The sequence below is a fragment of the Cellulosimicrobium sp. PMB13 genome, assembly GCF_051294865.1.
Lineage (GTDB): Bacteria > Actinomycetota > Actinomycetes > Actinomycetales > Cellulomonadaceae > Cellulosimicrobium.
The window spans coordinates 1,179,373-1,200,501 of the sequence record NZ_CP145910.1; the positions used below are offsets into that span (position 1 = coordinate 1,179,373).

16 protein-coding genes are annotated in these 21,129 nt (G+C 73.7%); 14 read left to right on the top strand and 2 right to left on the bottom strand.

Going from position 1 to position 21,129, the window contains the following annotated elements; all coding sequences use genetic code 11:
• Position 1 precedes the first annotated feature (1 nt).
• The 5 genes from V5D56_RS05565 to V5D56_RS05585 all read left to right on the top strand — a co-directional run bounded on the left by V5D56_RS05565 (position 2) and on the right by V5D56_RS05585 (position 7,611).
• The gene (locus V5D56_RS05565) at positions 2–661 is read left to right on the top strand and encodes a DUF4255 domain-containing protein (protein ID WP_435738060.1); all 660 of its coding nucleotides are present in this window, start codon (positions 2–4) and stop codon (positions 659–661) included.
• Entirely contained in the window at positions 658–2,697 is a 2,040-nt protein-coding gene (locus V5D56_RS05570; protein WP_435738061.1) for an ATP-binding protein, read from the top strand. The genes V5D56_RS05565 and V5D56_RS05570 overlap by 4 nt, the downstream gene beginning before the upstream one ends.
• Entirely contained in the window at positions 2,697–3,806 is a 1,110-nt protein-coding gene (locus tag V5D56_RS05575; protein WP_435738062.1) for a hypothetical protein, read from the top strand. Before V5D56_RS05570 ends, V5D56_RS05575 begins: the two co-directional genes overlap by 1 nt.
• Entirely contained in the window at positions 3,803–5,476 is a 1,674-nt protein-coding gene (locus V5D56_RS05580; RefSeq protein WP_435738063.1) for an eCIS core domain-containing protein, read from the top strand. Before V5D56_RS05575 ends, V5D56_RS05580 begins: the two co-directional genes overlap by 4 nt.
• Positions 5,477–5,685: 209 nt before the next feature.
• On the top strand, positions 5,686–7,611 hold the full coding sequence (locus V5D56_RS05585; protein ID WP_435738064.1) for an alpha/beta hydrolase domain-containing protein: 1,926 nt from the start codon (positions 5,686–5,688) through the stop codon (positions 7,609–7,611).
• 114 nt (positions 7,612–7,725) lie between these two features.
• Here the strand turns inward: V5D56_RS05585 and V5D56_RS05590 are convergent, their stop codons facing one another.
• Complete coding sequence (locus V5D56_RS05590; RefSeq protein ID WP_435738065.1) at positions 7,726–10,866, bottom strand: alkaline phosphatase D family protein; 3,141 nt, start codon at positions 10,864–10,866, stop codon at positions 7,726–7,728.
• A gap of 321 nt (positions 10,867–11,187) precedes the next feature.
• Between V5D56_RS05590 and V5D56_RS05595 the strand changes: the two genes are divergently transcribed.
• From V5D56_RS05595 to V5D56_RS05610, 4 genes are all read left to right on the top strand, one after another.
• On the top strand, positions 11,188–12,753 hold the full coding sequence (locus V5D56_RS05595; RefSeq protein WP_435738066.1) for a phage tail sheath family protein: 1,566 nt from the start codon (positions 11,188–11,190) through the stop codon (positions 12,751–12,753).
• 63 nt (positions 12,754–12,816) lie between these two features.
• Complete coding sequence (locus V5D56_RS05600) at positions 12,817–13,263, top strand: phage tail protein (protein ID WP_435738067.1); 447 nt, start codon at positions 12,817–12,819, stop codon at positions 13,261–13,263.
• Complete coding sequence (locus tag V5D56_RS05605; RefSeq protein WP_435738068.1) at positions 13,263–13,727, top strand: hypothetical protein; 465 nt, start codon at positions 13,263–13,265, stop codon at positions 13,725–13,727. The genes V5D56_RS05600 and V5D56_RS05605 overlap by 1 nt, the downstream gene beginning before the upstream one ends.
• Positions 13,724–13,882: a DUF6760 family protein gene (locus tag V5D56_RS05610; protein WP_251152103.1), complete on the top strand. Its 159-nt coding sequence runs from the start codon at positions 13,724–13,726 to the stop codon at positions 13,880–13,882. Before V5D56_RS05605 ends, V5D56_RS05610 begins: the two co-directional genes overlap by 4 nt.
• A gap of 2,302 nt (positions 13,883–16,184) precedes the next feature.
• On the opposite strand, the gene V5D56_RS05615 is transcribed toward V5D56_RS05610, so the two are convergent.
• Positions 16,185–16,772 (bottom strand): hypothetical protein, encoded by a 588-nt coding sequence (locus tag V5D56_RS05615; protein WP_435738069.1) that lies wholly within the window; start codon positions 16,770–16,772, stop codon positions 16,185–16,187.
• A gap of 118 nt (positions 16,773–16,890) precedes the next feature.
• Between V5D56_RS05615 and V5D56_RS05620 the strand changes: the two genes are divergently transcribed.
• Genes V5D56_RS05620 through V5D56_RS05640 form a run of 5 tightly spaced genes read left to right on the top strand, consistent with a single transcriptional unit; the run spans position 16,891 to position 21,129 of the window.
• On the top strand, positions 16,891–17,616 hold the full coding sequence (locus tag V5D56_RS05620) for a hypothetical protein (RefSeq protein WP_435738070.1): 726 nt from the start codon (positions 16,891–16,893) through the stop codon (positions 17,614–17,616).
• Positions 17,613–18,062, top strand: a complete 450-nt coding sequence (locus V5D56_RS05625; RefSeq protein ID WP_435738071.1) for a phage tail protein — start codon at positions 17,613–17,615, stop codon at positions 18,060–18,062. Before V5D56_RS05620 ends, V5D56_RS05625 begins: the two co-directional genes overlap by 4 nt.
• 6 nt (positions 18,063–18,068) lie before the next feature.
• Positions 18,069–18,851, top strand: coding sequence for a peptidase M23 (locus tag V5D56_RS05630; RefSeq protein WP_435738072.1), 783 nt, complete (start codon positions 18,069–18,071; stop codon positions 18,849–18,851).
• Positions 18,841–20,691: a VgrG-related protein gene (locus tag V5D56_RS05635; RefSeq protein ID WP_435738073.1), complete on the top strand. Its 1,851-nt coding sequence runs from the start codon at positions 18,841–18,843 to the stop codon at positions 20,689–20,691. The genes V5D56_RS05630 and V5D56_RS05635 overlap by 11 nt, the downstream gene beginning before the upstream one ends.
• 15 nt (positions 20,692–20,706) lie before the next feature.
• Positions 20,707–21,129, top strand: a complete 423-nt coding sequence (locus V5D56_RS05640) for a GPW/gp25 family protein (protein WP_435738074.1) — start codon at positions 20,707–20,709, stop codon at positions 21,127–21,129.

Sequence of the window (21,129 nt, forward strand, 5' to 3'; positions counted from 1 at the left end):
GATGATCACCGAGGTCGACGATGCGCTCCGCGCGCTCGTGCGCGAGGCGGTCGGGGACGTCGAGGTCGCGTTCGACGCCCCGACGACGGACTGGGCCGCGCGTCGCAACGCGCCCACGGTCGACGTGTACCTGTACGACGTCCGCGAGGACGTCAAGCGCCGGTCGCACGGGCTGATCGACCGCCGCGGTCCCGACGGCACGGTGACCGGACGCGCGGACCCGCCGCGCCACTTCCGGTTGTCCTACCTCGTGACGGCCTGGACGCAGCGTCCCGAGGACGAGCACCGGCTGCTCGACCGTGTCCTCGCGGCGCTCATCGGCCTCGACGCGTTGCCGCCCGAGCACGTCGTGGGGTCGCTCGCGGAGGCCGGCGGACCGGTGCCGGTGACGGTGGGGATGCCGCCGGCCGAGGACCGCAGCGTCACCGACGTGTGGTCCTCGCTGGGAGGCGAGCTCAAGCCCTCGGTCGAGGTCGCCGTGACCGCACCTCTCCTGCGTCCGGAGCGCGGCGAGGTCGGCCCGCCCGTGCGCGAGGAGCTCCTGCTCGCCGCGCGCGACACGACCGGCGACGGCGCGGACCCGCAGCGGCGCCGCCACCGTGCGCCCGATCCGGTCTCCGCCCCGGGCACGCGCGCGCCGCGCGCACGGAGGCGGTCATGACCGACGCGAGCCTCGTCCACCTCGTCGGGCGCCTCGGTGTCCTGGAGGAGCGCGTGCGCGACGTCGTGGCCCGACGGCGCGTGGGCGACCCCACCGCGGACGACCCGTTCCGGGGCCTCTACCTCACGGACGACGCGGTCGACCACCTCCTCACCGGACCCGCGCCCGGCGCGGACCTGCGGGTCGCGGCGGACCGCCTCGCGGTGGTGGAGCAGGCCGCGGACGCCGCCGAGCGTTCCGGGGAGCGGGTGCGGCTGCGCGCGCTCGCCCGCGCGTCCGACCTCACGGACCTCGACGTCGAGCTGCTAATCGTGGCGCTCGCGGGAGAGGTCGACCTCCGGTTCGAGCAGCTCTTCGGCTATCTCAACGACGACGTGTCGCGCCACCGCCCGTCCCTCGCGACGGCGTTCGCGCTGTGCGCGGTCCCGCTCGCGTCGGCGCCCGCCCGCCACCGCCTCACGCACGGGCCGCTCGTGCGCGGCGGGCTCGTCGTCGTCGAGGATCTCGACCGGCCGCTGCCGGGACGGGCCCTGCGGGTCCCGGACCGCGTTGTCGGGCACCTGCTGGGCGACGACGCGCCCGACCCGGCGCTCGCCGACGCCCTCGTCGACCTCGTCCCGATCGGCTCCGGCGACGCCGACCGCGTCCGCCTCGCGCTCGCCGCAGGCGTGGGCCTGCTGTACGTGCGGCAGCCGGTGACGGGGTCGGCCGCGTCCGCGGCCGCCGCGGCGCTCACGGGGACCGGGCGCGCCGTCGTCGGGCTCGACCTGCGCCGCCTCGGGGCAGACCCGGTGGGCGTGGCGCGGGCCGCCGTGCGGGAGGCGTCGCTGCGCGACGCGGGGCTGGTCGCCGATCCCGTGGACGCGGTCCGCGGGTCCCCGGAGGTGATCGCGGCGCTGACGGAGGGGGCCGGGCTGACGGTGCTCGTCGGGGAGGCCGCGTGGGACCCGGAGTGGTCGCGCGCCACGCCGCTGCTCCTCGACGCGGACGAGGTGACGACGGCGCAGCGTGCCGCGCTGTGGGCGGTGGCGCTGGGGGACGTGGCGGGCGACCTCGACGTCGCGGACGTGATCGCGCCCTTCCGGCTGCGGCCGGAGCAGGTGGTCCGGGCGGCCGGCTCGGCCGGGGCGCAGGCCGTGCTGCGGCCCGGCGGTCGGGTGTCCGCCGAGGACGTGCGCCGCGGGGCGCGCGCCGAGAACGGCACGGCGCTGGACCGCCTCGCGCGGCGCGTCACGCCCGCCGTGGGCTGGGACGACCTCGTGCTCGCAGGCCCCGCGCTGCGCGCGCTGCGCGAGGTGTCGCAGCGCGCGCGCCACCGCGACCGGGTGCTGGGCGACTGGGGGATGCGCCCCGGCGGCGGTCGCGGACGCGGCGTGGCGGCGCTGTTCGCGGGCGGCTCCGGGACGGGCAAGACGATGTCCGCCGAGGTCGTCGCGCACGACCTCGGGCTGGAGCTCTACGTCGTCGACCTCGCCGCCGTCGTGGACAAGTACGTGGGCGAGACGGAGAAGAACCTCGAGCGGATCTTCACCGGCGCGGCCGGGGTGAACGCCGTGCTGCTGTTCGACGAGGCCGACGCCGTGTTCGGCCGCCGCTCGGAGGTCAAGGACGCCCACGACCGCTACGCCAACATCGAGAGCGCGTACCTGCTGCAGCGCATGGAGACCTTCGACGGGCTCGTCGTGCTGTCCACCAACCTGCGCGCCAACATCGACGAGGCGTTCACGCGCCGGCTCGACGTCGTCGTGGACTTCCCCGTGCCCGACGACGCCGCGCGCCGCCTCCTGTGGGACCGGTGCCTCGGGCGCGTGGTCCCCCGCGCGGACGACCTCGACCTCGACTTCTGCGCCAAGGCGTTCGAGCTCGCGGGCGGCGGCATCCGTTCCGCGGCCGTCACCGCCGCGTACCTCGCCGCGGCCGACGACGGCGTGGTCGAGATGCGGCACCTCGTCACCGCGGTGCACCGGGAGCACCGCAAGCTCGGCCGGCTCACGCAGCCGAGCGAGTTCGGACCGTACTGGGAGCTGGTGGAGTGATGTCGGAGCACGAGGAACACCCGCGCCCGGTCGTGCCGCGCCACACCGCCGGCCGTCCGGGGCGGACGAGCACCGCAGCAGCCGCGCCGCTCCGTGGCGAACGGCCGCTGGTGCTGTCAGGGCTCCAGCGCGACGTCGGCAACGCGCAGGTGTCCCGGATGCTCGCACCTGCGGCGGGCGTCGTCGTCCAGCGCGCCGTCACGGCCGCGGAGGTGAAGACGCTGCCGGAGGAGGTCAAGCGCGCGGTGGTCGTCGACTTCCCGCGGGTGCTGTCCGCGGTGCTCTCCCGCACGATCTCGCTGAAGGACGTGCTCGACGCGGCGAAGGACCTCGCGACCCTGGACACCGACGCACGGTTCTACCTCCAGCACCACCGGCAGGTCGAGGCTGCGCTCGCGGGGATGCAGCAGGCGACGGAACCCGACGCGATCCGTCAGGCCGTCGAGGACGACCTCCTCCGCGACCTCCGGGCGGTCCCGTGGCTCCCGCAGAGCGCGCAGGACCGTATCGCCACCGACCTCGCCGGGCGGGTGCGCGTGCTCGACGAGGTCGACTTCGCCCGCAGACGCGTGCTGGAGTGGGGGTCCGGACCGGGTGGCCCGCAAAGCATGGACGCCGTCCTGCGCACGGTCATGGGGAGCTGGCGCGCGCTCGGCTTCGCCGAGCGGAACCGCAACCCACGACACCTCAACCTGCGGCAGCACGTCGTCAAGCCGCACCACGCGATCCACGAGGCGCTGCACATCCTGTCCGGCGCCGGGTGGGACAAGCACGTGGGGGACGGTGACGCGACGGGCTGGCCCGCGCTCGTCGAGGGGGCCACGGAGATCACGACCCTGCTCGTGCTCAAGGCGCTGCAGAAGCCCAGCGAGGGCGACTACTACACGGCGAACAAGCAGGAGACCCTCGCGTTGATCCGGCAGGCCGGAGTCTCGGGGCTGGAGCTCGTCGACTACTACTTCCAGGACGCGTCCGTCTTCCGCGGTGTGCTGAAGATCAAGGAGGACGTGCTGGAGGGCGGCGGCTTCATCTCCACCGCCGTCCTCGGCTACACCGGCGGGAGCCGGAAGAAGAAGGTGGGCGCCAGCCCGAAGGAGACGACGCAATGACACGGGACAACGAGCCGACCGGCCACCACGACGTGCGGGCACGTCCGCATGAGCGTCCCGCAGACCGGGCCGGTGCGTCGGGGGCGGACAGGCCCTCGGCGACCCGGTCTGTCGGGCCTGCGGTCGGCGCTGCCGCGGTCGCCGGGGGAGACGTCGCCGCGCTCGGTGCCGACGATCTCGTAGCGCTGCAGCGTCACGTCGGGAACGCCGTGCTGCAACGAGCGCTCGAGGACGGTCGGTCACCCGTGCTCGACGTCGTCGGGCGCGGCGGCGGGTCACCGCTCGTGCCCGACGTGCGCGCGGACATGGAAGCACGCCTCGGTGCCGACTTCTCGGACGTGCGGGTCCACACCGGAGGGACGGCGTCATCGTCCGCCGCGGCGGTCGGGGCGCACGCCTACACCGTGGGGCGAGACGTCGTGTTCGGTGCGGGGAAGTTCGACACGGCCTCGACGGCGGGCAGGACGATGCTCGCGCACGAGCTCACGCACGTCGTGCAGCAGCGCAGCGGCCCCGTGTCGGGCACGCCGACGGGCGACGGCGTCAGCATCTCCGACCCGGACGACCGGTTCGAGCGCGAAGCAGCGGCCACAGCGGTCCGCGTCATGCGGACGCCTGGAGCCGATCTCGGGAGCGCGCGGCGGTTGCCGCTTCACCGCCCGTCATGGTCCTCGATGGACGTCGCGACCGCCACGGTCCAACGCAGCGTCTACCTGCGGTCCGAGGCTCGCGGTGAGTTCACGGTCCTCAAGGAGGTGCCTGACGGCCTCGCGCCGACGGTGAAGGAGGTGATCGAAGGCTGGGTCAACTCGACGGGGGTGTTCGTCTTCGTCGGGAAGGAGGCGCTGGTCAAGGAGGCAACACTGGAAGCGGGGCGGAGGATCGCGTCAGCGTCAACCCCACCTCCCCACGCCGCGGCAGGGCCGCCGGCGGGACCTCCGCCACCTCCACCGCCGACGCCAGCTCCAGCGCCGACCCCCGGTCTTGCCTCCGTGTCGGAGGGCGAACGCATGAAGGCGGAGGCGCAGTTCAAGAAGGCGGCCGACAAGGGGAGGGAGCGCTACGGCAGGATCCAGACGTCGCTGCGCGTCTCAGGCCATGCAGATGCCGAGGTGGCTCATGGCGCGGCGAACATGCTGGATGCCGCATCGACGCACGAGGAGTTGATCGGCCGGAAGTCGATGAAGACGAATCTTGGCGGCACCGCAGGGGGGGTCTACGAGAACGAGTTCTCCGAGGGGCAGATCTTCGCGATGTCGAACTCGCACGCCAAGGGGAACGACCCGGCGCTCATGTCCGCCTTGGGGAACTCTGAGATCCTCTTCCTCCAGTATCGCAGGAATTTTCCGACGGCTGCATTGAAAAAGCTCCTCCGAGTGAATGTTGCATCAGCGTCCGGGCTCGAGGTGTTCAACCACCTCATGTGGTCGTGCGGTGTGCTCGACAGTGCGGTGATCACGGCGAGCCCAGAGGGCATCGAGCCGGGAGAGGGTGCGGGGAAGCCTCCTGCGGACTTGTTCTTCGCGCTGCTGGGGACTGAGAACGGGATTGCGGCGATGGGTCTTCTTCTCGACCACAGGAATGATCTGAAGATCAACGGTCTGGCGACTGTGACGCTGCGCCTGAAGGAGCGGATCATCGAGTTCACGTACATCGAGCAGGGGAAGTAGGTGGCGTGCACTGGTTCGAGCATCGAGACGACATGGGTCGACGGTGGTTGCAGGGTCCCTCACCAGGTCGCCGGAGTCTGTCGGGTGCTCTACGGTCACTTCTGGTGGAGATCGGCCAAAACCTGCCGACCGGTCGACAGAGGTTTCGCATCTGTCTACCCTGCTGACCACCCGACGGCGCGGTCGGGTCCCCGACGAAGGAGTCGTCCATGCCTGCACGCCTCGTCCGACGTCCGTTCGCCGTCGCCGCCACCGGAGCGCTCCTGCTGACCGGTCTGGCGCTGCCCGCCGGTGCCGCGGACGCCGTGCCCGATCCCGGAGTGGTCGGCCCGATCCCCGCGACGTCGGCTCCCGGCGACCCGGCCCACGGCTACCCGTTCCTCGCCACCGACGACGACCTCGCCGGGCACGGCTACGTCGAGGAGGAGTTCTTCGTCCAGGGGGAGGCGACGCGGTACCAGGCCGACGGCCTCACCGACGCGACGGTGCTCAGCACGGGCCACGACTACCGGACCCGCATCGTGGTCCGCCGCCCCGTCGACCCGGACGCGTTCAACGGCACGGTGATCGCCGAGTGGTACAACGTCTCGAACCAGTGGGACCAGGAGGTCGACTGGTTCCAGACGCACGAGCACCTCGTCCGCGAGGGCTACGCGTGGGTCGGCGTCTCGGCACAGCGGGCCGGCGTCCACTCCGCGACCGGCCTCCGGACCTGGAGCCCCGAGCGGTACGGCACGCTCGACCTCACCGACGGCGGCGCGGTCACGGACGACACCCTCTCGTGGGACGTCTTCAGCCAGGCCGTCCAGGCGGTGCGCGACCCCGCCGGCACCGCGCCGCTCGGCCCCCTCGACGCCGAACGCGTCGTCGCGACCGGCCACTCGCAGTCGGCGGGCCGCCTGTGGTCCTACGTCAACTCGGTCGACCCGCTCGCCGGCGTGGTGGACGCGGTCGTCCTCCACGGCGGCGGTGGCGTGGTGCGGGACGACCTCGAGACGCCCGTGTTCAAGATCAACAGCGAGACCGACGTCGCGATCGACCTCCTCGGCGCCGCACAGCGCCAGCCCGACAGCGACGCGCTGCGCACGTGGGAGGTCGCGGGGGCGTCGCACGGCGACTGGAAGCTCATCACGGACTACGGGCGCCTGCGCCTCCGCGACGTCGGCTCCGCGCCGGGCGGCTACCCCGGCACGCCGCAGACGTGCGAGCAGCCGTCGGGGTCGCGCGTGCCGCAGCACATGGTCCAGGGCACGGTGTACGACCACGTCGCCGCGTGGGTGGCCGACGGCACGGCGCCGCCGACCGGGACGCCGATCGAGCTGACCGACGACCCGCGGACGGTCGTGCGCGACGAGCTCGGCCTGGGCCTCGGCGGCATCCGCCTCGCCCAGCAGGACGTGCCGACGAGGATCAACTCGGGCTCCAACGCCGGCCCGGGCTTCTGCTTCCTCGACGGCGGGTCCACCCCCGTCGACGACGCCACGCTCGCCGACTGGTACCCGGACCCGCAGGAGTACGCGGACGCCGTCGTCGCGTCGACGCGCGCCGCGGTCGAGGCCGGCTACGTGCCCACGGAGGTCGCGGCGGACCCCGCCTGGTACACCGACGTCGTCGAGCTCGTGGGCGACCGCGTCGACGCCGGGACGGTCGACGCGGCGGTCGGCGGGCAGGTCCAGGACCTCGTGCGCCAGGCGCTCGACGCCGCGGACGCGGGCGACTGGGGCGCGGCCGACACCCTCGTCGGGCGAGCTCAGGAGCTCGCGGAGACACAGGTGGCCGACGCCGGGGCGTCGGCGAGCATCGTGCGCGCCACGCTGGCCGTGCGGGGCGTCATCGGCCTCACCGCGGCGCACGACGACCTCGCCGTCTCGACGCAGGCCCAGGCGCGCTGCCTCGCGGGCAGGGCGTACGTCGCGGTCCGGGCGACGAACGACGAGTCCGTGCCGGTCGACGTCACGCTGTCCACGCCGTTCGGGACCAGGACCGTGACGGGCGTCGAGCCGGGCCGGTCCGCGTACCAGGCCTTCCCGGTGCGGTCGACGTCGGTGGCGCCGGGCGACGCGCGGGTCTCGGCGTCGGGCGACGGGCGGTCGTTCGGTGCCGACGTCGCGTACGACGCGATCGCCTGCGGTTGACGACTCGCGGCGCCTCGCGCCGTCACGCGCGCGCTTCTCGCACGGGCGGCGCCGTCGAGGCCCGGCCGACCTGGCCGGTTCCTCGACGGCGGCGCCGTGGTCCGCCGCCCCCGCTCAGCCGCGGGCGTCGTACAGCGCGGTGACGGTGTTGCGCACCGCGAGCTGGTCGATCCGGCCGCTGAGCTCGACGGTCACCGCTCCCGCCGGGACCGCGGACCTGCGCGTGGCGAACGACTGGTAGGCGGTCTTGCCCGGCTGGACGCCGAGGAACGACTTCGTGCCGTAGTCGGTCGTGATCTTGACGTCGACCGGGACCGGCTCGGTGTTCTCGACCCGGACGGCGACCACGACCTTGTCCGCGATCGTGCGGGACTCCGCCGTGACGACGGCCTCGGGACGCTCACGCTCCACGGCCCGGCCGTAGGGCGTGAGCTCGGCGGCCGCGGCGAACTGGAGGCCGTTCTGGGAGCTCAGGGCGACGAGCTTGACGTAGCGCGCCGCCGTCTCGGCGAAGTCGACGCGGGCGAGCGCGGTGCCGGCCGGGAACGAGCCCGTCGCCACGGCGCTGCCCCACGTGGTGCTGTCGTGCGAGAGGTAGACCTCGTAGTCCTTGATCAGCCCGTTCGTCCCGGACTGCCGGGGCAGGTAGCCGAGCCCGTCGAGGAGGTGCTCGGACCCGAGGTCCAGGGCGATCCAGTGCGGGTAGCCCGGCACGGGGGCCGCGGCCCACCGCGAGTGCCAGATCGACGAGGGCGCACCGTCGATGACGTTCACCGCGAGGTCGCTCGTGGGCTCCTCGCTGCTGAACCCCGCGATCGACAGGCGCGAGCGCGGCACCGTCCCGTCCGCGACGACCGAGACCGTCGCCTGTCGTGTCGCCGTGCCGTGGGCACCGGCCGGGGAGTACGTCGACCGGGCGACGAGCACGACATCGCCCGGCTCGGTACCGACGGGCGGCTCGACCGTCCAGTTCGTCGTGCGCGTCTCGCCGTCGGCGAGGTCACGGAACGTCGTCTCGGTCGCCGCGGTGACCTGCCAGCCGAGGGGCGCCTCCAGCACCGCCGTCACCTCGTCGAGCGGGTCGCCCGACTGGTTGGTGACGCTCGTCGTGATCGTCGACGACCGCCCGGCGAGCAGCTCGGTCGCGGCCGACGGGAAGCCCACGAGGACCGGCAGCGGCGTGAGCTGCGCGGCGTCGGTCGCGACCTCGAAGATGCGCTCGCCGTCGCGGTTGATCCACGTCGCGGTCATCGTCGCGGGCTCCACCGTCGAGTCGAGCGCGAGCTTGAGGAAGACGTGCGGCTCGACCGCGCTGTGGACCAGGGCGGGGTTCGGGACGTTGAGGCTCGGGATGACGGAGCTGTGCATCGGGCTCACGATGAACTGCCACAGGTCGTAGCCCACCCGCGGGCCGTAGTTCAGCGCGCGCGAGACGTGGATGTCGCCGCCGAGCAGGAAGACGCCGGGGATGCGGTGCTCCTGCACGAGGTCGAAGATCGCGTCGCGCTCGTACGAGTAGGTGCCCCAGTCGTCCGCCTCGCCGTTCTGCTTGTCGTCCCAGATCATCCCGCTCGCGAGGAGCTTGAACGGTGCCGTGCTCGCGAGCAGCCTCTCCCGCAGCCACTCCCACTGCACCTGGCCGATGCCCGTGGTCCTCGTCGCGTCCGCCCAGCTCTGCTCCGTGCGGCTGAACCACCGCGGGTCGAGCAGGAACACCTCGAGCGGGCCGCGACGGAACGACGTGTAGATGCCCTCGCCGTCGACCGTGCGCTCGCGCAGCGGCTCGCCCGCCGCCGTGTGCCCGAACGTGGCGTTCGCGCGGTAGTCGACGAACGCGGTGCGGTTGTTGCGCTTGCCCGGCAGGTCGCCGTGCACGTCGTTGCCGCCGAAGTCGTGGTCGTCCCACGTCCCCCAGACCGGCATCGTCCGCGTGACCTCGCGCACCTGCGGGACCTGGAGGAAGGCCCGGTGCTTGTCCCGGGCGGTCTGCAGGTTCGTGCTGTCGATGTACGGGGTGTCGCCCATGAAGACGAAGGCCTCGCACCCCTCCGCGCGGATCGTGTCCCAGATGTGGTTCTGCTCGGTCCACACGCACGAGCCGAGGCCCACGACCAGCTTCGTCGGGGCGTCGTCGGGCGGCGCGGTCGTGAACGACCCCGAGATGTCGAGCCCGGGGATCGGATCGCCCTCCGGCGCGATGGCGTAGGAGTAGGCCGTCGCGGCGGTGAGGCCGGCGATGTCGAACAGCACCGTCGAGTCGTTGTCCGGGGAGAGGACGGCGCCGACGCTCTGGCGGGGTCCGCCCTCGGACCAGTACTCGAGCGTCCACGACGCGCGGTCGTGCAGGTCGCTGCCGGGGCGGACGAGGACCCGGGAGCGGTCGGTCCCCGTGTCACCGACGAGGGGACCCGCGATGGCCTGCATCGTCGGTGTCACGACCGGCGCCGTCCCGGCGACGACCATCCGGACGTAGGCGGCGAAGGCCGTGAAGAACATCTCGCTGTCGGCGACGGCCTCGGCCGGCTGGACCGTCTGGCCGGCGGCGTTGTAGATCTTGTCGATCGTGAGGCTCGACAGCACGAAGCGGCCGCGACCGTGCGCCCCCTCGAGCAGGGCCGGCGGGCGACCGCCGGCGCTGCACGCGAGCAGGACGCGCATCTGACGCCAGTCGAGCAGCGACTCCCAGCTCACGCGGATCTGCGTCGACCGCCCCGTGAACACGCGACCGTCGACCACCCGCAGGTGCGAGACGAGCGGATGGTCGGTGACGACCGGGAAGATCGAGTCGTAGTCGGCGTCGTTGCGGCTCGCCGACATCGGCGCCGGCAGGTAGGACGCCGTCGAGTGGAACTGGTCCGATTGGGCCATGTCGAGGACGACGCCGCCCTCGGCGACGAAGGCCTGCAACGACTGCGCCTCGGCCTCGATGTACCGGCCGTACGTCGCGGCGTTGTTCGTGAACGTGCCGAACGCGATGACGTCGACGTCCTGCTCGGTGGCGGGCTTCGCGGGGTCGAGCGGGACGACCGTGAAGCCGGCCTTGGTCAGCAGCTTCTCGAGTCCGGTCGCGCTGGTCCACGGGTCGCGGAGCTCCAGGACGGCCGCGCGCAGCGGCGCGTCGTCCGCCGCGACGGCAGCGGTGCTGTTCGACGCCAGCCACGCGGTGGCGGCGGCCGTGGCGGCCCCGCCGAGGAACACTCGTCGGCTCGTGCCGGAGGTTGTCGGGCTGCCCTGCTCGGGCGTGCGCTTCTTCACGGGGTTCTTCTCCGAATCCGGGGGCGGGTGTGCGTGAGGACGCACGGCCCTGATCCGACCGGCTCCGGATGTCCGGCAGCCGATCGCGAGGTGAACGGACGGGGGAATGCGGACGACGACCCCCGGGGGTTGTCCGGCCAACCTGCGGTCGGCGGGAGACGACGGTTGCCGCTTCTCGGTCTCGCTCCGCCTCCGGGCGCCCGGATCGCCCGATCGGGCAGCGACGTCTGCCCCGTCAGGTAGCCGAGCGGACCTGAGATAGCGGCCGCCGCTGGATCACTCTGGTCCTCACCAGCGTGTTCCCAAGGAGGCGACGACGACATGACGACGTATCTCTCGCCCGGCGTGTACGTGGAAGAGGTCGAGGCCGGCTCACGGCCCATCGAGGGGGTCGGCACGTCGGTCGCGGCGTTCGTCGGTCTCGCGGCCAAGGGTCCGGTGGACGAGCCGACGCTCGTGTCCAACTGGTCCCAGTTCTCGCAGACGTTCGGTGACTTCGTACCCGGCTCGTACCTCGCGCACGCGGTGTACGGCTACTTCCTCAACGGCGGCGGCAACTGCTACGTGGTGCGCATCGGCGGGGCCGCGCCCGCGTCGTCGGGCCGCGGGAAGAGCGCCCCGAAGGCGATCGCCGGACCGCCCGTGGCGGCTCTCGGTGGCTACCGGGTCTCCGCGCTCGACGGCCAGACGACGGGCAAGCCGAAGAAGATCACCGTCGAGGTGGCCGACGCCGGCGGCGAGTCCGCACCGGACGACCAGTTCAAGCTCGTGATCAAGGTCGACGGCAAGGAGGCCGAGTCGTTCGACAACGTCACCACCAAGCGCGGCGCGGACAACGTCGCGACCAAGGTGAAGGCCGACTCGAAGATCATCACGATCGAGGAGGTCGCGCAGGGCAGCGCGCTCATGAAGCCGGACAAGGGCGCCGTCGAGCTCGTGGCCCCCGAGCCGGAGCCGGAACCGCCGTCCACCGAGGACCTGGGCGCCGAGGACTACATCGGCGACGCGGCCGACCGTACCGGGTTCAGCGGGCTCGAGGCGGTCGACGACGTCACGATCGTCGCCGTCCCCGACCTCGTGGCCGCGCTCGAGCAGGGCGCGATCGACCTCGAGACGTTCCAGGCGGTCCAGCTCGCGATGATCGCGCACTGCGAGCTCATGGGCGACCGCATGGCGATCCTCGACCCGCCGCCCGGGCTCAACGCGCAGCAGGTCAAGGAGTGGCGGGTCTCCGGCGCGGGCTACGACTCGAAGTACGCGACGCTGTACTGGCCGTACGTGAAGATCTTCGACCCCCTGTCGGGGACGAACGTGTTCGTCCCGCCGTCGGGCCACCTGGCCGGGCTGTGGGCCCGCAACGACGGCGAGCGCGGCGTCCACAAGGCCCCCGCCAACGAGGTCGTCCGGGGCGCGATCACGCTCCAGACCAACATCACGCGCGCCGAGAACGACCTGCTCAACCCGGTCGGGGTCAACTGCATCCGGGCCTTCCCGGGGCGCGGCGTCCGCGTGTGGGGTGCGCGCACCCTGTCGTCCGACCCGGCGTGGCGGTACGTCAACGTGCGACGCCTGTTCAACTACCTCGAGGAGTCGATCCTCGTCGGCACGCAGTGGGTCGTGTTCGAGCCCAACGACCCCGCCCTGTGGGCGCGGATCCGCCGGACGATCGCGAGCTTCCTCGTCAACGAGTGGCGCAAGGGCGCGCTGTTCGGGCTGACGCCCGAGGAGGCGTTCTTCGTCAAGTGCGACGCCGAGACCAACCCGGCCGAGGGGATCGACGCGGGCCAGGTGGTGTGCCAGGTCGGGATCGCCCCGGTGAAGCCGGCCGAGTTCGTGATCTTCCAGCTGTCCCAGTTCTCGGGCGGGACGAGCCTCGTCGCCGAGTAGCGCGACCGGCACACCTGACAACCCCTGACCCCCTGACACCGCACGCACACGAAGGAGCGCACCATGCCTCTCGCCGACCCCCTCGACTCGTCCGCCGCGAACGGGTTCATCGTGACGATCGACGGGATCCAGGTCCCCAAGGTCATCGAGGTCAGCGGCATCAAGTCCGAGGTCGAGAAGATCGAGCACAAGCAGCAGACCAAGGACGGCAAGTACGTGGTCCGTCAGCTCATGGGCCGGGCCAAGCCCGGCGAGTTCACCGTGACCCGCGGGCTCACCGACAGCAAGACGATCTCCGACTGGCTCAAGATCGTCGCGCAGGGCGACGTCAAGGGGTCGCGCAAGACCGCGGCGGTGGCCTTCCTCGACTACACCGGCGCGACCCTCCAGTCGTACAACTTCACGAACTGCTGGGTGTCGAGCGTCGAGGTCTCCGCGATGAAGGCCGGCGCGACGGAGCCCGCGACCGAGAAGTTCACGGTCGCCTACGACGAGATGACGGTCGGCTGATGCAGCGCGGTCCAGCCCTGGAGGCCCTGGACCGCGACGCGCCGGGCGAGCAGGAGACGCCCGGCGCCGGGCGGCCGTCGGGCACACCGGCACCGTTGCGCACGGAGTTCGACTTCGAGCTCCCGCGCGGGTACGTCGACGCCGACGGCGTGCGGCACACGCGCGGGACCATGCGACTGGCGACGGCCCGCGACGAGCTGCTGCCGCTCTACGACTCGCGCGTCCAGGAGAACGCCGCGTTCACGACGGTCGTCCTGCTGAGCCGCGTCATCACGTCGCTGGGCTCGATGTCGAGCATCTCGACGAACGTCGTGGAGAACATGTTCGCGTCCGACGTCGCGTTCCTCCAGGACTTCTACCGCCGGGTCAACGCGGAGGGCCACACCCAGGCCGCCGTCACGTGCCCCGAGTGCTCGCACCGTTTCACGATCGACCTCGCGGGCGGCCGCCTGGGGGAATCGTGACGTACGCGACCGACCGGCTGTACGAGGAGATCGCGTACGTGGCCTACCACTTCCACTGGTCGCCGGACGACATCCTCGACCTCGAGCACGGCGTGCGGCAGCGGTTCGCTCGCGAGATCTCGAAGATCAACACGCGCCTGTCCGAGGGGCGCTGACCATGAGGTGGCCGTGGCAGCGTCGCGAGCGGGCGGCGACCGCGGCCGGTCCTCGGCCCGCGGTCGCCGCCCCCGCCCCGGGCTCGGCCCCGGGCTCCGGTGACGCGGGTTCGACGCCGCCCGTGGGCTGGGCGTTCCTCCCGCCCGTGCAGCGCATCCTGGGCGACCTCCGGCTGACGACGTCGCCGGCACAGTTCCCCGCCGGGCTCGCCGCGTGGTCGAGCCCGCGGTTCCTCGGGACCATGGGCCACGCCGTCGACCCCCGGGCGCCGTCGGGCGTCGTCGACGGCGACGGGGCGCGCCGGTTGCAGCGCACGGTGTCGTCCGACGTCGACCTCACCCTCCTCGCGCCCGACGACGCCCCTCCCCCTGTCGTGCCGGCGACCGCCTGGTCGCCGGCCGCGCCGACCGGCCGGTTCACGAGCGCCGCGGCAGCGTCCAGCCGTCTGCCGGTCAGCCGACCCGTGGTCGTCGTCTCGCGCACCGCGGCCACCCCGGCGCCGCCGGCGCAGGAGCTCGGCCCCGCGGTCGCGGGACCGGGGACGCTCCAGCGGGCCGCGGCCGTGCCCGACGACGTCCCTCGCCTCCCGCCGTCGGCCACGCCCTGGGACGGGAGCGGGCGCGCGGCGACGGCCGGGTTCTCCGACGGCACCGGCACCGTCGTGCCCCTCACCGCCGGCACGGCGCCGGTCGCTGCTCTCACCGACGCACTGCCGACGACGCCTGCGACGAGGCCTGCGACGACGCCTGCGACGAGGCCTGCGACGACGCCTGCGACGGCGCCCGGGACGGCAGGGCCGCCGACGCCGCCCGGATCGCGTGCCGGGGGAGGTGCCCGACCCGCACAGCGGCTCGGTCTCGGTGCGCCTCTGCCCACGCCGCCGTCGGGCGCAGACGCGGCGCTCGCGGTGCAGGCCGCCGTCGCGCCGCGGACCGACGCCACACCGCGGGCCGACGCCGACGTCACACCGCGTGCCGACGTCACACCGCGTGCCGACGTCACACCGCGTGCCGACGCCACGCGGCTGGGCGCCGCCTCGATGCCGGTACGTACGGTGGGACCGAGCGCCGCCGCGGTGGGCGAGGGTGGTCTCGCGTCTGGCGCTGCGGTGCCGTCCGAGGGAGGGGCGAGCTCGCCCCCGCCACAGGTGGCCCAGCGGGCCCGCGACGGCGCGGTCGTCCCGGAGGTACCCGCCGTCCGTGAGGAACCGGCCCTCCCGGTGACGGCGAGCCGGGTCTCCGTGCCTGCTGCGGACCTCTCGCCGACGGTCGTTCACGGTCCGAGGCCGGAACCGTCCGCTCTGACGCTCCCGGAGCGCGGCGCCCGGGCCACGTCGAGCGGAGGACCTGCGGCGGGGCCGGACGTCCCGGCCCGACGGTCCGCCACGTCTCTGGACGATGCCGTGCCCCCGGCGGGAAGCGCGCTGGTACGGCCCTCCGTCACCGCGGCCCGCACCGCGTCGGAGGCGCCACTCGTGCTCGGCCCACAGGGTGCGCCGACCGGGGCGACGTCCCTCCTGCCGGTGCAGCGGTCCGCCGAGGCGGGCCCGGACGCACCCCCGTCGCCGTCGTCGCCGCCGTCGTCGCCGTCGTCGTCGCCGTCGCAGTCATCGCTGTCGTCGTCGCCATCGCTGTCGGTGCTGCCCGCGCCGCGGCCTCCGTCCGTGCCTCAGGCGCCGTCCGCGTCGCGGGGACCTGCTGCGTCTCCGGAGGTCCTTGCCGGGACATCGCAGGTCGACCGCGTCGCCCGCGGACCAGCCCTGGTCCAGCGGTCCGCGACGGGGCACACCGAACGACGCGCGTCTGGTCGCCCCGGACCGGCACCTGCCGTCGTGAGCGCGCCCGAGGTGGTGAGCGCACCCGCACCCGCGGTCGTGACCGCACCTGGACGCACACCCGGACCGGCACCCTCGGCCGCGCTCGCGCAGGCACCCTCGGCCGTGACCGGGCCCTCGGCCGCCTCCGTATCCTCGGTCGTACCTTCGGCCGCACCGGGACCTTCGGCCGCACCGGGACCCGCGGCGGTGACCGGACAGCTCGCAGACCCGGCGCCGTCGCGCGGGGCCCGTGTGCCGGGACCGGTCGTGTCCCGCCACGTCACCGGTGCGCCGACGCTCGGCGTCGCGCCCAGTCCTGAGCTCCTGCGGGGTGCTGAGGCTGCGCACACGGCGTCGGCGCCGGGCTCCCGCAGCACGGACCCACGGCATCCGGTGGATGAAGACGCGTCGCCGTCCGCAGCCAGTCACGCATCGACCACCCCGCCGTGGCGTACCGACGGGGTGGCGCCCGGCACGCCGAGCGTTCAGCGTGCGAGGGACGAGTCGTGGCCCGACGGCCCGTCGGTCGCGTCGCCGCCCCCGCCGCCCCCGCCGCCCCCGCCGCCGGCGGTCGTGCAGGCGGCGTCGAGCGCACCCGCTCCGAGCGCGTCGCCGCCGGTCGTCACGTCCCGGCTGCGGCCCGCGGCGACGTCGTCGCCCGCACCGTCACCGGCTGCGCCGTTCAGCACCGCCGCGCCCGTCACCACCACCGCACCGTTCACCACGGTCGCACCCGTCGTCACCGCGGCACCGCTCGCGACCGCGGAACCGCTCGCGACCGCGGCGTCGCTCGCGACCGCGGCGTCGCTCGCGACCGCGGCACCGCTCGCGACCGCGGCGTCGCAGGTCGACCGCACGGCGCTCGCGCACACGTCGGTGACCGTGTCGTCCCCGTCGGCGGGCGCACCGGCCGTCGCGACGCCCCCCGTACGACGCTCCGCTGTCCAGCGGACCGCGACCACGCCGACCGCCACGACGCCGACCGCCACGACGCGGGACGCCACCGCGACGCCGACCGCCACGACGCTGGACGCCACCGCGACGCCGACCGCCACGACGCTGAACCCCATCACGAGGCCGACCGCCACCACGACGCCGACCGCCACCACAAGGCCGACCCCGACAGCGCAGGCCGCGACCGCACCCACCGTCGCATCCCCTCCTGCGGCGCCACGCGACGCCGCCCGTGCCGTGTCCTCCGGGCCCGTCACGTCGCGTCAGGTCGCCGACCGGACCGGGGTCGCCACGACCCCCGTCGTCGCGCGGCTCGTCGGCGGAGCGATCGCCGACGGCGCGCGAACGCGCCCGCTCGTCGCCGCACCGCGGCCGCTTCTCGGCGGTCCGGCGCCCGGACCGGTGGTGTCGCGGCTCCTCGACGAGACGGGGACGCGGGGAGCGGCGCCGCGCCGGACGCGTGGGACGATCGGCGGTCATCGCGCGCCCGGCGGAGCGGGACCGGCGGGTGCGCTGCTGCCGGGGTCCGCCTCGGCCGCGGTCTCACCCCCGCAGAAGGCGCTCGCGCCAAGGGTCGCCCCGACGCTCGCACCACCCGCGCCGGCACCGCTCGCGCCGTCGGCACTCGCGCCGGCCGCCTCCTCGGCCGTGCTGCCGACCGTGGCGTCGGCCATCCACCCGACCGCCGCCGCGCCGTCGGCCCCTCTGCCCCCCGTCGCGCACCCGGCCTCCCTGCCCGCCGCCGCGTCGTCGACGGCGGCGCGGACGTCGTCGACCACCGCGGCCGACCCCTCCGACCCTCACGCGCGGGCGTCGTCGCCAGGCCGGTTCCCCGTGACCGAGGCGGAGCTCGACGACCTGGCGCGGCGGCTGACCGACCCGTTGCTCCGCCGGCTGCGGCAGGAGGTCCTCGTCGACCGTGAACGGCTGGGGCTGCGCGTCGACCGGGGGTGGCAGGGATGACGATCTACGAGGAGACGACGCTCGCCGTCGGGATCCGGTACCGCATCTTCCTCGACGACTGGAACCTCGGGCTCTTCAGCTCGTGCTCCGGGCTCGGGGCGGAGGTGACCGTGGAGACGCGCGAGGAGGGCGGGAACAACGGGTCCGTGTGGCAGTTCCCCACCCGGCTGCGGTTCCCCAACGTGACGCTCACGCGCCCCCTGAACCGGGACAGCGCCAAGATCGGCGAGTGGTTCACCTCGATGGTGACGAGCGGCTACAAGTTCGGGACGGCGACGATCGACGCGATGACCGCCCAGGGCACGGAGGTGGCCCGGTTCGGGCTGATGGGGATCGTCCCGGTGCGCTGGTCGGGCCCGACGCTGTCGACGGCGGACTCGTCCGTCGTGGTCGAGTCGGTGGAGATCGCGCACCACGGGTTCGTCCCCCCGAAGGCTGCGGGGTGAGCTGACATGGCCTCTCCAGTCGGCCTCGACGCCGCCGCGGCCGGGAGCGGGTCGGGCTCCAAGCTCGAGCACGCCTACCTCCTGCTGTTCGAGCCGTCGAAGGACGGGTCGCTCGCGAAGGCGGGCCCGGAGATCGGGCGGATCGCGTTCCAGTTCAACCCCACCGAGCTGGCCCTCCAGAAGGCCGCGACCTGGACGCGCCCGACCAACCCGGGCAACCGCCGCTCGAGCCCGCCGCAGTTCCAGGGTCCGGAGCCGTCGAGGCTGTCTCTCGAGATGTTCTTCGACGCGTCGCAGGCGCACGACGACGCGGTGGTCAAGGCCGTGGAGAAGCTCTTCACGAGCTGTGTCCCGACGGCGGCGTCGCACGACCAGCGCAAGGACTCCCCGCCCTGGGTCCTGTTCCGGTGGGGCAGCCTGACGGGCTTCCTCGCCTACGTCAGCAGCGTCCAGGTCCGGTACACGCTGTTCACCTCCGGCGGCCTGCCGATCCGGGCGGTGTGCTCCGTGACGCTCGAGGAGATCGCCGGCGAGTCGCCGCGCCAGAACCCGACCTCGGGCGGCCTCGTGCCCCACCGCGAGCACGTCGTCGTGCACGGGGAGACGCTCGCCGGGATCGCGTACCGCGAGTACGGCGACCCGGGGCTGTGGCGGGACGTCGCGGAGGCCAACCGGCTCGACGACCCGTTCCGGCTGCGCGCGGGCGACCGCGTGCTGCTTCCCGCCGTGGAGGACCTGCGGGACCCGGCGGTCGGGCGGCGTCAGGGGGTGGTCTCCGGTGCACGGTGAGGAGCACAGCGCCCGCGTCGTCGTGCGGGTCGACGGCCGGGAGCTCGCGGCCGACGTCGAGCCCTCGCTCACGTCCGTGCTCGTCGACGCCCGGCGCGACCAGCCGGCGCTGTTCGTGCTGCGGCTCTCCGACGAGCACGGCGCCGCGCTGGAGAAGGCGGGGATCCGGGTGGGCGCGAGGGTCGGGCTCGCCGTCCAACTCAGCGGGTCGGGCGGTCCGACGCCGCTGGTCACCGGCGAGGTGACGTCGCTCGAGACCGAGATCGGGCCGGGTGGCCGGCAGACGACGGTCCGGGGGTACGACATGGCGCACCGGCTCGTCGGCGCGCGCCGCGTCGCGACGTACGTCAACGTGACCGCGTCCGACGTCGTCCGCAAGGTCGCCGGGGCCAACGGCCTGCCCGTCGGCACGATCGACGCGACGAGCGAGGTCTTCGAGCACGTGTGGCAGCCGAACATCAGCGACTGGGAGCTGCTCCAGCGCCTCGCGGCACGGAGCGGGCGGGTGGTCGGCGTCACGGACGGCCGCCTCGACCTCCGCCGGCCCGTGGAGGCCCGGGGAGCGCCCTCCGGCACGTCCGGTGCGCGCCAGGACCCGGCCGTCGTCGAGCACGGCGTGAACCTCGTCTCGCTGCGCGCGACCGTGACGAGCGCGTCGCAGGTGCGGGAGGTCGAGGCGCGCGGCTGGGACCAGCTCGGCAAGCGGACGTTCGTCGGCACGGCGAAGGCCGCGACCCCGGGCGCGCAGCTCGCCACCACGGACCCGGCGACGCTCGGCGCGGCCTTCGCGCCGCCGCCTCTCGTCGTGCCGAGCACGGCCCTCACCTCGCAGGCCCAGGCGACGGTGAGCGCCCGGTCCGTGGCCGACCGGGTCGGCGGCGGGTTCGCCGAGGTCGAGGCGACCGTGCTCGGCAACCCGGCGATCGCCGTCGGGCGCCCGGTCGCGCTCGTCGGGTGCGGGGACCCGTTCGACGGCAAGTACGTCGTGAGCGGGGTCCGCCACGAGCTGTCGGGCGAGCGCGGGTACCTGACGCACCTCGTCGTCGCGGACGCGTCCGACCGCTCGACGCACGGCACCGTCGCCGGGGCGCGCTCCGGCGCGGGCGCACGGGGCGCGGCGGTCCTGCCCGCGGTCGTCACCTCGGTCGACGACCCTCTGAAGGTCGGCCGGGTCAAGGTCAAGCTGCCCGTGCTGCACGACTCGCTGGAGAGCTGGTGGGCGCGCGTCGTCCAGCCGGGCGCGGGGCCGCAGCGCGGCACGTTCGTGCTGCCCGAGGTGGGCGACGAGGTCCTCGTCGCGCTCGCCGAGGGCGAGCTCGACCAGCCGTACGTCCTCGGCGGCCTGTTCAGCACGAAGGACACCCCGCCGGCGCCGTCCGAGGCCCCCTACGTCGACAAGAACAGCGGAGCCGTGACGCGCCGGACCATCACGTCGCGCACCGGGATGCACGTCGAGTTCGTCGAGAAGCCGGGAGAGGAGCGTCTCGTCGTCTCCGACAAGGACGGCAAGGAGAAGGTCGTGCTCGTGCAGAAGCCCCAGGCCGCGATCGAGATCACGTCGTCCGGCCCGGTCTCGGTCACCGCGCAGAAGGCGGTGGAGGTGACCGCCCAGCAGGACGTGACGTGCACGTCGCAGACCGGGAAGGTCACCGTGAAAGGCGTGCAGGTCGCGCTCGAGGGCACGAGCGCGATCGAGCTCAAGGCGCCCAAGATCTCGATCAGCGCGGACCTGCAGCTCGTGCTCAAGGGCTCGGCCGCGACGCTCGACGGCACCGCGACCGCGGAGGTCACGTCCGCGGGCGTGACGACCGTCAAGGGCTCGCTCGTGAAGATCAACTGAGGTCGAGGAGGAGCCGTGGGGCAGGAGTTCATCGGGGCCGGGCTGGCGTTCCCGCTGCGGACCGACCGCACGGGCCGCATCGCGCTCGTGCGCCGGACACAGGAGATCGAGGAGAGCATCCGGCTGATCCTCGCCACCGCGCCCGGCGAACGGCCCATGCGCCCGGAGTTCGGCTGCGCCGTCCACGACTACGTGTTCGCCCCTGCCGACGCCGGGACCGCCGGCGACATCGCGTACGCCGTGCGCGTCGCGCTCGACCGCTGGGAGCCGCGCATCGAGCTGCACGACGTGCTCGTGCGGTTCGACCACGTCGACCAGGGCGTGCTGTACATCGACGTCCGGTACGCGATTCGCGGCACGAACGACCCGCGCAACCTCGTCTTCCCGTTCTACGTGATCCCCCGGGACACCGTGCCCGCGGTCGAGGGGGGCGAGTGA